Raw genomic sequence first — 12,922 nt, 5'->3', positions numbered from 1 at the left:
CGTGGGGACGATTTTAGATAAAATTGTAGACCAAAAGAAAAAGGAAGTTGCGGCATTATATGAAACGTATACACCATTAAAAGAAAGTAGAAAGACACATTCACTTGTAGAAGCATTACAGCAGTTTACTGTCATTGCAGAAGTAAAGCGAGCATCACCATCAAAAGGAGATATTAATTTACACGTTGATGTACGAAAACAAGTGAAAATATATGAAGAATGCGGCGCAGGAGCAGTATCTGTTTTAACAGATGGTCAATTTTTTAAAGGGTCGTTTCACGATTTACAAACGGCAAGAGCAGAAAGTAACATTCCGCTTTTATGTAAAGATTTCATAATTGATACGATTCAAATTGATAGGGCGTATGAAGCTGGAGCAGATATTATTTTATTAATTGTAGCGGCGTTAACGAAAGAAAAATTAAAAGAGCTGTACAGCTACGTACTAGAAAAAGGATTAGAAGCAATTGTTGAAGTTCATGATGAGCAGGAATTAGAAATTGCAATTCAATTAAATCCGCACGTTATCGGTATTAACAACCGTAATTTAAAAACATTCGAAGTCGATTTAAGCCAAACAGAAAAGCTTGGAAAACGATTAAACGAGGAGAAATTACTTTGGGTTAGTGAAAGTGGGATTCATTTAAAGGAAGATATTATCCGTGTTAAAAAAGCTGGAGCGAAAGGTGTATTAGTTGGAGAAGCACTTATGACATCATCTTCTATTCATACCTTTTTTGAAGATTGTAAGGTGAACATATGAAAGTGAAAATTTGCGGTATCACTGATGTTGAAACAGCAAAACGTGCTTGCGAATACGGAGCTGATGCACTCGGATTTGTTTTTGCAGAAAGTAAGCGGAAAATTACTCCAAGGCTAGCGAAAGAAATCATTCAGGAGCTTCCAACAAACGTGTTAAAGGTTGGTGTTTTCGTAAATGAATCAGTAGAAGTGATCGAGAAAATTGCAGATGATTGCGGGTTAACACATGTGCAACTACATGGGGATGAAGACAATCATCAAATTAGAAGATTGAATATTCCGTCTATAAAATCGATTGGGGTAACTTCAGAGAGTGATATGAAAAATGCTCAAACATATGAAACGGATTATATATTGTTTGATAGTCCGAAAGAAAAGTTTCAGGGGGGAAATGGAAAGACATTTTCATGGGAGTTACTCGCACATATGCCAAAAGAGTCGCGAGAGAAAACGATATTAGCTGGTGGGTTAAACGCTCTTAATATAGAAGAAGCGATTCGAACGATTCAGCCATACATGGTCGATGTAAGTAGCGGAGTGGAGACAGAAGGAAAGAAAGATGTAGAGAAAATAAAACAATTTATTATAAAAGCGAAGGAGTGTTCCAAATGAATTACGCATATCCAGATGAAAAAGGTCATTACGGTATATACGGAGGACGATACGTTCCAGAAACGTTAATGCAATCTGTATTAGAACTAGAAGAAGCATATAAAGAAGCAATGCAAGATGAAGGGTTTCAAAAGGAATTAAATCATTATTTAAAAACGTACATCGGAAGAGAAACACCGCTTTATTTCGCTGAAAATATGACGAAGTATTGCGGCGGTGCAAAGATTTATTTAAAACGTGAAGATTTGAACCATACAGGAGCTCATAAAATTAACAATACAATCGGTCAGGCACTTCTTGCAGTACGAATGGGCAAGAAAAAAGTTGTCGCTGAAACAGGAGCAGGACAACACGGAGTTGCAACAGCTACTGTATGTGCCCTACTCGGATTAGAATGCGTCATCTTTATGGGAGAAGAAGATGTGAGACGTCAAAAATTAAATGTGTTCCGAATGGAATTACTCGGAGCGAAAGTAGAAAGCGTAGCGGCAGGTAGCGGCACATTAAAAGATGCGGTAAACGAGGCGCTTCGCTACTGGGTTTCACATGTACACGATACACACTACATTATGGGATCCGTTCTTGGACCACATCCATTCCCGCAAATTGTTCGTGATTTCCAAAGTGTAATTGGGAAAGAAACGAAAAAACAATATGAAGCGTTAGAAGGGAAATTACCAGAGGCAGTCGTTGCATGTATTGGTGGTGGTAGTAATGCGATGGGCATGTTTTATCCGTTCGTACACGATGAAGAAGTCGCTCTTTACGGCGTAGAAGCAGCTGGAAAAGGCGTTCACACAGAAAAGCACGCAGCGACTTTAACGAAAGGAAGCGTTGGTGTTTTACACGGATCGATGATGTACCTTCTGCAAAATGAAGAAGGACAAATTCAAGAAGCGCATTCTATTTCAGCGGGACTCGATTATCCAGGTGTTGGGCCAGAACATAGCTTGCTAAAAGATATTGGACGCGTTTCTTATCATTCGATAACAGACGCAGAAGCGTTAGAAGCATTTCAATTATTAACGAAAAAAGAAGGGATTATTCCGGCGTTAGAAAGCTCACATGCTGTCGCATACGCATTAAAATTAGCGCCGCAAATGAAGAAAGACGAAGGGCTTGTCATTTGTTTATCTGGCCGCGGGGATAAAGATGTAGAGAGTATAAAAAGTTATATGGAAGAGGTGTAAAAAATGGGAGTAGAAAAAATTAAAGCAGCGTTTGAAAATGGTAAGAAAGCATTTATTCCGTACGTAATGGGCGGAGATGGTGGCCTTGAAAAATTAAAAGAAAGAATTTGTTTTCTAGACGAAGCAGGAGCAAGTATCGTTGAAATCGGTATTCCGTTTTCAGATCCAGTCGCAGACGGTCCAACGATTCAAAGAGCAGGGAAACGAGCGCTAGATAGCGGTGTAACATTAAAAGGCATTTTTCAAGCATTAATAGAGGTAAGGAAAAAAGTACAAATTCCGTTTGTACTCATGACATATTTAAATCCAGTACTTGCATTCGGAAAAGAACGATTCATCGAAAACTGTATAGAAGCAGGTGTAGACGGTATGATCGTTCCGGATTTACCGTATGAAGAACAAAATATTATTGCCCCGTTACTTCGAGAGGCAAACATTGCGCTAATTCCACTCGTTACAGTAACGAGCCCAATTGAGCGAATTGAAAAAATTACGAGTGAATCGGAAGGGTTCGTTTACGCTGTTACAGTAGCGGGCGTAACAGGAGTACGTCAAAACTTTAAAGGTGAGATTCATAGTTACTTAGAAAAAGTAAAATCACATACACATTTACCGGTAGTGGCAGGGTTCGGTATTTCAACGAAGGAACATGTAGAAGAAATGATTACAATATGTGATGGAGTAGTCGTTGGAAGTAAAGTCATCGAGCTGTTAGAAAATGAAAAGCGAGAAGAAATATGTGAATTAATACAGGCAACAAAACAAAAAGAAGAGGCATAAGTCTCTTCTTTTTGTTTTACGTAATAAATGTTAAAATATACAGAAAATACATATAACTTAGAGGGTGAGAAAGCATGCTAATACGTAAACTACTATATCTTCTTCTAACTGTACCATTATACGCTTGGCTCATTAGCATGACGAAAATAGAGGTAATGGCTCTATTTTTAGGATATGTATTCATCTTTTCCAACTTAAATCGCATTCAAGAGCAATCTATTTTAGAAATATGTATATTTTCGATTAGTATAGAACTATTTAGTATCGTTTCGATTGTATTATTAAACGAATTATTTCGCTGGATCCATTCATTTGAATTAATGAAATTTGGAAATGTTGTATTGCAAGTAATATGTGCTTATATTGTGTTTGTTATGTTAGACAAAATAGTTGGACAGCAGAGCGTTTTTCAGGATAAAAGAAAATGGGAGTGATTCAAAAAAGGAGCTAAATGGCTCCTTTTTCGAATCTGTAGTAAAAACAATTGAAAATTATGACATCTGTTATATAATAGTTAAAAATTGTATTTTTAATGAAAAGAGATGATAACATGGCCATATTGTTGGCACTTATCCCAATTATGATGATTTTCATTTGTTTATTTTTATTTAAACAAACGTCATTAAGGTCCTCTTTAATTGCTTACGTTGTGTCTATTGGAATCGTTTTACTCTCGCCAACGTTTCAACTAGGGATAAGTGAAACTGTGCACGCAACGATTAAAGGTTGGTTAATTTGTTTTATTGTCGGGTACGTTTTATTTTTCGGTATTTTTTTATTTCACCTCATGAACAAAATGGGGTACATCGATCAAGTAGCACGTTTTCTAGAAGAAGTGACGCACGATCGTTTATTACAAATGCTTCTTATGTGTTTTGGTATTTGTCCGCTAATCGAATCAGTAAGTGGATTCGGAATTGGCTTTATGGTTGCAGCACCTATCTTTCTATCATTAGGCTATAAACCGTTTCAAGCTGTACTGCTTTCATTTATCGGCTTACTAGCTAGTTCGTGGGGCGCAATGGCAACTGGTACGATTATCGGTTCGCAGCTTATAAACATGCCTCTTACAACACTTGGTACGAATACGGCACTACTAAGTATTCCGATGTTTGCTTATTTCGTCATTCTTTCTTTACACGTTGTTGGTGGTTGGCAGGCTGTTATTGAAAAGTGGAAAGAAGGATTCGGTTTCTTTCTATTATTTTCTCTCGGAATCTATCTTTCTAACGCATACGTAAGTGTTGAACTAGCAGGTATATTAAGTTCTATCGTTACAATTACATTTGGCTTTCTTATCATTAAATTAAAAGGAAAAAGTGAGCAAAATTTAATAACAGAACATGCGGCTGCAGCGGAGAGAGAAATATCTATTATAAAAATTATTAGCCCTTATATATTCCTAACAGTTTGTATTTTACTTTCTCGCCTCGTACCAGCATTACATGATGTATTCAGATCATATGCCGTTCTTGATTTGAAATCATACTCTTACAAGCTAGAGCTACTATATTCACCAGGATTTTGGCTCGGTATGACATGCTTATTTACTATTATCTTCTTCCGTATTCCATCTCATATTATTAAACAATCACTCTCGCAAACGATAAAACAATGGATTCCTTTTGCGATTACAACGACGATGTTTATCGCCATTTCAGAACTAATGGGTGCATCTGGCATGCATTCATTACTGGCAAAAACAGCTGGTGAAACATTTGGAACGTTTTTCGTTTTCGTTGCTCCGTTTATCGGCGGAATCGGTGGCTTTTTAACAGGTAGTAACGCAGGATCAAATGCGATGTTTATAAAACTACAAATGCAAACTGCACAAAACGTAGCACTTCCGTGGCAATACGTCACAACACTTCAAAACACCGCATCATCAGTAGCGACAATCGCTTGCCCGTCACGGATTACGTTAGGTGCTTATTTATGTAATATACCGTATCGTGAAAATGAACTATTAAAGAAGACGACGTTAATGATTTTTGGTGCGGTGTTGCTTGTAGTGGTAGAGGTTAGTGTTTGGTATATGTTGAGAAATTAAAAATCCTCCTAACATAGGAGGATTTTTTTTATGATTGGATAATGTTTTAATTATGTAAAGCTTCTACTAAATGAATAGGAGATGAAATGTATGCCCCTAAAAAACTACGGCGTGTTAAAAGGTACAGTTATACAATCAAAGATTGGAAAAGGGAAAACACCTCATTATCAAGTTCATTTACAAGGCGAAGCAGGAGTAGATTATCGTATTGCAATTAACGTGAAATCGCAAAGTTATCCGTCAGAGGTGTTATATTTTGCGAGTAACAATATTAGGTCAGAGGCGATTCATATTTTACCGACATTACCATTTGGTTTTACGGAAGTTAAAAACAATGAGCCGAAAGTGGCTTTAGATTATGTAAGAGGAAATCTATTTGACTCAAAACAAATGATTCCTTTACCTCCCGAAAAAGCAGGAACAGATAATGATTTAAACGAAAAAATAGAACGTTATATAAAACGAGCGATAGAAGAAAAGGCAACTATTTATGCGTTCGGTGAAAGATGGGGACCAGAAGAAAATACACCAGATTCCTATTTTCATTTCAAACCAGGAAACGGGATACACGATATTCACATGAATCAAGGGAATGTAGAGAAATGGAAAGGTGATAATGGTATATGGCAAGACGGGGGAATACTCATTCAATTTGAAAAGGAAGAAGAATGGATTGGTATCTTTCTTGCCTTCCAGTCGCAGTCATGGTGTACAGATGAAGAAGGACATGCTCGTGTTCCGGTTGAGCATTGTGATTATAAGGGAAATAAATGATGAGAGGAGAGCGTTCAAAACGAACGCCCTCCTCTTATTTTATAAAACCCAAAACTAACAAGTGTAGAAAGGCAAGAGAACAGCAGTGCCACACTAGAAAACGCAATGAGGTACATATTATACTTCATCACTTTGCCAATTAGCTGATTACTGTCGTATTGAAATAGTCCTGCGATTATGTTGAATAAAAATAATACGATAAACATGACGATAACACCGTCTATTGATCCTTTAATATCTGGTTTACTTAAAGCGATATGTGCAGAAATACAAATGGCGATAAATAAAAATAGCCAAAAGGAAGGATTCAATAAATTACTTATTGTAAATAAGCTTTTCAATAATACAAACGTCGACAAGAGCATGTTTTGAACCATTTCTATATTAATAGAAGTAGAAGCGATTGTTTTTTCGAGAGTTGTATTAAATAAGAAATATGAATTCGGTACGAAATAGCGCATTAAAAGGATTAACGCAGTAATACCAGAAATAATAGGACCAATTCCAATGAAGAAGTTCCCAATTCGTTGATATACACTTTTTTGATTGTATTGATGTTGTACGTATCCTAAAGCACCTTGACTTGTATCTGTTGGGAAAAACTGCGTTCCTATAATTTTATGACGAAATAGCACACACATAATGGCATGTCCAAGTTCGTGAATCGGAACACCAATCCAAGCCGTTAAAAGGAATCCTTTTCTTCCGAAAGCTCTCGACCAATACATGCGTGTGAGAGATTCTAAATATCCTAATAAAAATCCAATTACAATGATAACGCCAATTAAAGAAAATAATTGGATTACGCTTGTAAGGAGTATTTGAAAAATTGAGTTTACCAATTCCATTGTCTTTCATCCAATCTGCTAAAAATGTTATTTGTTCTGTTTCATAATAGCATTATTTTTCAAGATTGCTAGCATATATATTTTCTTTTGAAAGAAGGATTTCATAATCTTTTTCTTGTAGTCATGTTTTATGTACAAAGTCATATATTGAATTTGTAACACCCTATATGGTATCTGCTTAAGGGGGGGATGCGATAATGAAATGTCCGGCGTGTCATACGGAAAATACAGCAGAGGCAAAGTTTTGCGGGAATTGTGGACATTCGTTGACGGAGGAAGTAGTGGCAAGTAGTGGCCAAGAAGAAGGGCCAGAACAAGCACGCGTAGCAAAGGCAAAGGAAACTCGCCCCAATGAAACGGTAGAGCAGGCGAAGCGGTTTGCGAGTGGCTATTTTCAGTTCTTTAAAAATGCTTTTAAATCACCGTCTGCCAGTATAAAAAGCGGCAATATCGAAGTGCGAAATGGAATTACAAGCCTTGTACTTATTTGTTTTTTAGGAGCGTGTATTTTTTATAGAATCATGAGCGTAGCGGCGAATGTTACAAGAACATTTGCACCGGATGTATCTACGCCTTCTTTCTTTGGCGAGTCTATAAAGGTCTTTTTATTTTTACTAATTTTAACTTTATTTGTCGGATTTATTATTTTTGTAAGTGGTAAGATGATGAAATCACCTTTTTCGTTTCTTGAAGTATTCGGTATATGGGGAACGATAGCGACGCCAGCTATTGCTATATTAGTTCTTTCTTTTCTTTTTAGTTTTTTATTAATCTTCTTACCAATCTTATTAGGGTTGGCTACAACATATATGGGAATTAGTATAATTGTAGCTATAGTAAAATTAGATAACGGCGGATTAGATCCTATTTACACACTTCTTATCGCAAATGTTTTAATCGGAATTGCAACATTCATTGTACTGTGGTCTTACATTAGCACGATAATTCGAGCCTTTACACAGGGATTAACTGGCCTCTAAAGAAAAGGTGGTTGAATGGATGAATGTATGTATGTACAAAGTGTGGGACTCAGTTTGAAGATTGAATCTTATAATGTTGAACTAATCAAATCAAGAGAATAGAACACGTGAAAAAGGTACAGTGCATAGCTGTACCTTTTTTATGGTTTTTTAGCTGAACCAGGATCCCTTGAAAAAAAGATATGAAAGAGGAATGTGACTTTACTTGCTCCTCCTGATGTACTTGCTTGCACATCAGATAATGCGCTAGATGTTAACACACCTTCAGAATGAGGGGGGACGACTATTTTGAGAGTATCATCTGATTCTGATGAGGCAGTAACTGTTATTGTATCATCGGATAAGTTCAAAATTTTTACAGTACCGATTGGTAAGATGGACTTGCCAGCGTGTGATGCTGAAGCGAAGTGAGAGCCTTTCCAAATCGTTTGTGGGAAAGTTTCATCATTAGATAACCAAGCACGAGCACTATAAATGGTTGCGTTAATAGAAAATTCTTGATCAAGCGACAAGGCGGGTTTTGGTTCTTTCGGTTCCTCTGGAGTTTGAGCGAGAAGGCCGGCACACATATATGTTTCACCTACTTTCAATAGTTACTGTTATAGCATATTAAACATGTTATTTATAAGACACGACGGCTACCTATTCAGGCATAGGTTTGTGCACCAAATTTGAAGATGAAATTATCTTTCTTTACAATGGAAGTAGGTGTTATTTCTGAAAAATATGGAAAACGTAAAGAGTATGTAGAAAAGAAGGAGTGGTAAAGTGAACTATGTCATTATTGGCGGAGATGCAGCTGGTATGAGTGCAGCTATGCAAATTGTAAGAAACGATGAAAATGCAAATGTTGTAACGTTAGAAAAAGGTGAAATTTATTCGTACGCGCAGTGTGGGTTACCGTATGTCATTAGTGGTGCTATCGCTTCAACGGAAAAATTAATCGCGCGTAATGTAAAGACGTTTCGTGATAAATACGGAATTGATGCGAAAGTGCGTCATGAAGTAACGAAAGTAGATACGGAAAAGAAAATGGTGTACGCAGAGCATACGAAGACGAAAGATGTTTTTGAATTTCCGTACGATCGATTATTAATTGCGACTGGAGTGCGTCCTGTTATGCCAGAATGGGAAGGCCGAGATTTGCAAGGCGTTCATCTTTTAAAAACAATTCCAGATGCTGAGCGTATATTAAAAACGCTAGAAACGAATAAAGTTGAAGATGTAACCATTATTGGCGGTGGTGCGATTGGACTGGAGATGGCAGAAACATTCGTCGAACTTGGTAAGAAAGTAAGAATGATTGAGCGAAATGATCATATCGGTACGATTTATGATGCAGATATGGCTGAATATATACATAAAGAAGCAGATAAACACAATATTGAAATTTTAACGAATGAAAATGTGAAAGCATTTAAAGGAAATGAAAGAGTGAAACAAATTGAAACGGATAAAGGTACGTATAAAGCAGATCTTGTTTTAGTATCGGTTGGAGTGAAGCCGAATACTGATTTTCTTGAAGGAACAAATATACGTACAAATTATAAAGGAGCAATCGAAGTAAATGCATATATGCAAACGAATGTGCAGGACGTATATGCAGCTGGTGATTGCGCAACACATTACCATGTTATAAAGGAAATTCATGATCATATCCCGCTCGGAACGACTGCTAATAAACAAGGCCGACTTGCAGGACTGAATATGCTTGATAAACGAAGAGCCTTTAAAGGAACGTTAGGTACAGGCATTATTAAATTTATGGATTTGACGCTCGCAAGAACAGGTTTAAATGAAAAAGAAGCAAAAGGGCTACATATTCCGTATAAAACAGTCAAAGTAGACTCCACAAATATGGCGGGCTATTATCCTAATGCGAAACCACTTTACTTGAAATTATTATATCGTTCTGACACGAAACAATTATTAGGTGGACAAGTAATTGGAGAAGAAGGTGTAGATAAACGAATTGACGTGATCGCAATGGCACTTTTCAATAAAATGGGCATTCACGAGTTAGAAGATGTCGACTTAAGTTACGCACCACCATATAACAGCGTTTGGGATCCAATTCAGCAAGCGGCAAGGAGAGCAGAATAGCACTTTTTAAGTGCTATTTTTTTTCGTTAAAGGGGAATCATTATTTTTGGCGAAAGAAGCGAATTGGAAATAGTTACATATAGGGAAGGGGATTATTAAAAATGTTTGTAACACTTCAAACAGTTCAAGAATCAGAAAAAGAAATATTACGTAATTTATATGCACTATATCTTCATGACCTCTCTACATTCACTCCTAATATAAAGATTGGGGCAAATGGATTTTTTGAATACGAAGATTTGTACATGTTTTGGGAAAATGACGGAATCACTCCGTATTTTATTAAAAGTAATAATGATATTGTAGGATTTTTATTACTACTGGAACGTCCATTTTTGAAAAAAGAAAATGACTTTTGTATTAATGACATTTTCATATTGAATCAGTACAAGGGAAAAGGAATCGGTAAACAAGTTATTGAGAATGTACTAAAAGAGAAACGAGGACAATATTTCGTTATCGAACTTGTGAAAAATGTACCAGCTGTTTCTTTTTGGAAGAAAGTATATAGGGAGCTAAACATCGAATTTGATGAAAAAACAAAGTTAATCGATGATGAAGAATGTCTCGTTCAAACGTTTAAAATATAATGAAATCGGTGCCTCTAATAGATTAATTTGAAATTTAACTTTATCCCGCTATTTGTGGGCAGTAAGAGCCCGATTAGTGAGGGCTAATAATCAGTGGGGGATGAAGAAAACCCCCACTAATTAAAGTTTCACTTTATTTCGAATATACCGTTCACCCTTGAAAACATAGTACTTATCGCTTATATTTTCATATAGTATTTATTTTTTAATAAAGCAATGAACGAACCAGGGGGCACAGTATGGCAATTAACATGAAAACAATCGAAGAATGGATTGCTGAATCAAACGCAAGACAGGAAGAAGACTTTGGAAACGTTGTTGAAGAAATGAAAGAAGTATGCGTCGGACTTGATAATGCGACATTAATTTATACGAAAAATGTATTTTGTTTCGGTAAGAAAGTAGAAGTATTGTTCTTCTTCCAAGATCATGTCGTGATTGGACAAGAAAAAGATGAATATGTTGAAATCGAAAAATTAAAGTATGAAGCAATTACACATAGCAACTTAAAAACAAATGACAAAAATACAACGTTAGAATTAAAGTTTGCTAACGGACAATCTATCAATTTAGATAGTTTAAATGATAACTACGGTACGAAAAATTGGTTATTCGCGAGACAAATTAAGAGTATTTTTAAATTAATCTAGTAAAAAAGCACGCCGTCCACCGGCGTGCTTTTAATTAAGCAAATCCCCTTTTAACCAATTCCGTGCTCGATACGCCCCAACAGGAATTTGAATAAGAGACGTTTCAGTTCCAGTATCTATCCCGTATAACTGATCACATGAATTTGTATCAAAACTTAGTAATGGATGCCCGCCCATCCTCATCGCGGTTGCGGCGAAAACGAGTTTATGAACGAGTATACCAGCTTCCATTTGGTGAATACGGTATCCTCTATAGCCTAATGCACGTGTATAGTAATCTTTCTTTCCGACTACATGTAGGCAAAGCGGTACTTGAAAAAGATTTACGTTATCCATCGTCATACTGGATTGAAGGGGATAACGAAGGTCTCCATATCGAAGTGGCTGTATGGAATGATTTTTGCTGTTATAAGAATAAGCGCCGTTTTCTATATCTTTTACGTTATAAAAACATCCATATAAGGAGACGCGCGCATTTTCATTTATATACTGACCATCAAGGTCGTTGTAATAAGGGAAGGAGAGACTAGCTTCTTGTAGTAAAGTAGCGAGCTCGGCTGCATCCCATTTCGTGAAAGTAAAGTCAGCATCAGGGGAATACCGTTCTTTACAAAGTTGTAAGAAATCATACGATAACCGTTCTACTTGCGGCAACTGTACAGCGTGCGCATGATGTTGATAGTGCTCTTCATGATGTAGTGTTTGGAAGTGTGCTGTCGATTCAATCATAGAAGCTTCATTTATTTTTGTTATCATTGGATATTCATTTACATGTTTTGAGCGAACGAAATGTTCGTGTGCTAACGGCGGAATTTGCTGTAACAACTCATGAGAAGTAACTGTTTTATTTTCACGGTAATCATTGTGAAACCAATTCGTTTGCGGTTCTGTACTTAAAGGAACGACAGCATACACACTTTCTTCGCCTTCTGACAGTCCGAGTAAATGATTGATTGCCCGGTCTAGAAACTGAAAGTATACGCCATTTGTGTAACCGAATTGTTTGGCACATGCAAGTAATTGTCCGATGAGAACACCACTATCTAATCCTTGAAGTCGATACGAAAAATTATTGTATTTAAAGTAGTTTTTCCAAAACATAGTGGATACGAATGTAGCGCCAAAACAAGACTGTATGTTACAACGGTTGCCAAGTGCTTCTGTAATGTAAGAATCGAAATTTCCTTCGCGAAGTAAAATAAGTCGGTGGTGCGCAGCGTCGTAATGGTAAATACCGTCTGGATAATCATCAATCTTTAAATATATATACAATTCATTTGGATATAAAGCGCCGCCTGAAGGGATAGATCTTCGGAATAAAATTTTCTCGCTATTTAGCTGACATAACTGTGTTAAACCAAATGAGGACCAAAGGTAATGACCAATCTCTTTTAAAGTAGGTGTAGTAGAAGAGTTAGGTAAAGATAATGGGATTTCTAAAGAGAGTGGAATGATAGGGACATTTCGATATAATTTATAAGGGAGCGGTGCATCTTCCCAGTCCACTTCATGGTTTGGCATAATTTCGTCTATAGAAAAATGAAGATGATGTAAAAAAGTATCCAGCTGCATAGAATCCCCTC

At 36.6% G+C, this 12,922-nt stretch carries 14 protein-coding genes; 11 read left to right on the top strand and 3 right to left on the bottom strand.

The window, feature by feature from the left end:
• Nucleotide 1: 1 nt before the first annotated feature.
• The 7 genes from trpC to ACLBWW_RS08755 all read left to right on the top strand — a co-directional run bounded on the left by trpC (nucleotide 2) and on the right by ACLBWW_RS08755 (nucleotide 6,168).
• A complete protein-coding gene (gene trpC / locus ACLBWW_RS08785; protein ID WP_048545105.1) occupies nucleotides 2-763 on the top strand; it encodes an indole-3-glycerol phosphate synthase TrpC in 762 nt (253 codons plus the stop codon).
• Entirely contained in the window at nucleotides 760-1,374 is a 615-nt protein-coding gene (locus ACLBWW_RS08780; RefSeq protein ID WP_048545103.1) for a phosphoribosylanthranilate isomerase, read from the top strand. The genes trpC and ACLBWW_RS08780 overlap by 4 nt, the downstream gene beginning before the upstream one ends.
• Nucleotides 1,371-2,564, top strand: a complete 1,194-nt coding sequence (gene trpB / locus ACLBWW_RS08775) for a tryptophan synthase subunit beta (protein ID WP_048545101.1) — start codon at nucleotides 1,371-1,373, stop codon at nucleotides 2,562-2,564. Before ACLBWW_RS08780 ends, trpB begins: the two co-directional genes overlap by 4 nt.
• Nucleotides 2,565-2,567: 3 nt before the next feature.
• Nucleotides 2,568-3,344, top strand: a complete 777-nt coding sequence (gene trpA / locus ACLBWW_RS08770; protein ID WP_048545100.1) for a tryptophan synthase subunit alpha — start codon at nucleotides 2,568-2,570, stop codon at nucleotides 3,342-3,344.
• A 74-nt stretch (nucleotides 3,345-3,418) separates the two neighbouring features.
• Nucleotides 3,419-3,778, top strand: coding sequence for a DUF4029 domain-containing protein (locus ACLBWW_RS08765; protein ID WP_098068939.1), 360 nt, complete (start codon nucleotides 3,419-3,421; stop codon nucleotides 3,776-3,778).
• A gap of 116 nt (nucleotides 3,779-3,894) precedes the next feature.
• Entirely contained in the window at nucleotides 3,895-5,394 is a 1,500-nt protein-coding gene (locus tag ACLBWW_RS08760; protein ID WP_098078654.1) for an L-lactate permease, read from the top strand.
• 90 nt (nucleotides 5,395-5,484) lie between these two features.
• The gene (locus ACLBWW_RS08755; protein WP_098721296.1) at nucleotides 5,485-6,168 is read left to right on the top strand and encodes a DUF2278 family protein; all 684 of its coding nucleotides are present in this window, start codon (nucleotides 5,485-5,487) and stop codon (nucleotides 6,166-6,168) included.
• A gap of 14 nt (nucleotides 6,169-6,182) precedes the next feature.
• On the opposite strand, the gene ACLBWW_RS08750 is transcribed toward ACLBWW_RS08755, so the two are convergent.
• Entirely contained in the window at nucleotides 6,183-7,016 is an 834-nt protein-coding gene (locus ACLBWW_RS08750; protein WP_098047529.1) for a hypothetical protein, read from the bottom strand.
• Nucleotides 7,017-7,213: 197 nt separating this feature from the next.
• On the opposite strand from ACLBWW_RS08750, the gene ACLBWW_RS08745 reads away from it, so the two are divergent.
• Nucleotides 7,214-7,996: a zinc ribbon domain-containing protein gene (locus ACLBWW_RS08745; protein ID WP_098131638.1), complete on the top strand. Its 783-nt coding sequence runs from the start codon at nucleotides 7,214-7,216 to the stop codon at nucleotides 7,994-7,996.
• 140 nt (nucleotides 7,997-8,136) lie between these two features.
• Here the strand turns inward: ACLBWW_RS08745 and ACLBWW_RS08740 are convergent, their stop codons facing one another.
• Entirely contained in the window at nucleotides 8,137-8,565 is a 429-nt protein-coding gene (locus ACLBWW_RS08740; protein WP_098078643.1) for a hypothetical protein, read from the bottom strand.
• 199 nt (nucleotides 8,566-8,764) lie between these two features.
• Between ACLBWW_RS08740 and ACLBWW_RS08735 the strand changes: the two genes are divergently transcribed.
• From ACLBWW_RS08735 to ACLBWW_RS08725, 3 genes are all read left to right on the top strand, one after another.
• On the top strand, nucleotides 8,765-10,099 hold the full coding sequence (locus ACLBWW_RS08735) for a CoA-disulfide reductase (protein ID WP_098977474.1): 1,335 nt from the start codon (nucleotides 8,765-8,767) through the stop codon (nucleotides 10,097-10,099).
• Nucleotides 10,100-10,200: 101 nt separating this feature from the next.
• Nucleotides 10,201-10,689, top strand: coding sequence for a GNAT family N-acetyltransferase (locus ACLBWW_RS08730; RefSeq protein ID WP_048545085.1), 489 nt, complete (start codon nucleotides 10,201-10,203; stop codon nucleotides 10,687-10,689).
• A 239-nt stretch (nucleotides 10,690-10,928) separates the two neighbouring features.
• Nucleotides 10,929-11,339 (top strand): DUF3908 family protein, encoded by a 411-nt coding sequence (locus ACLBWW_RS08725; protein ID WP_000996802.1) that lies wholly within the window; start codon nucleotides 10,929-10,931, stop codon nucleotides 11,337-11,339.
• A gap of 30 nt (nucleotides 11,340-11,369) precedes the next feature.
• Here ACLBWW_RS08725 and ACLBWW_RS08720 read toward each other — a convergent pair whose 3' ends face one another.
• On the bottom strand, nucleotides 11,370-12,911 hold the full coding sequence (locus ACLBWW_RS08720; RefSeq protein ID WP_048545083.1) for a SagB family peptide dehydrogenase: 1,542 nt from the start codon (nucleotides 12,909-12,911) through the stop codon (nucleotides 11,370-11,372).
• Between the last annotated feature and the right edge of the window lie 11 nt (nucleotides 12,912-12,922).

Source organism: Bacillus sp. M5A3_1b (assembly GCF_053345335.1).
This window is presented reverse-complemented; position numbering and strand designations above follow the sequence as displayed.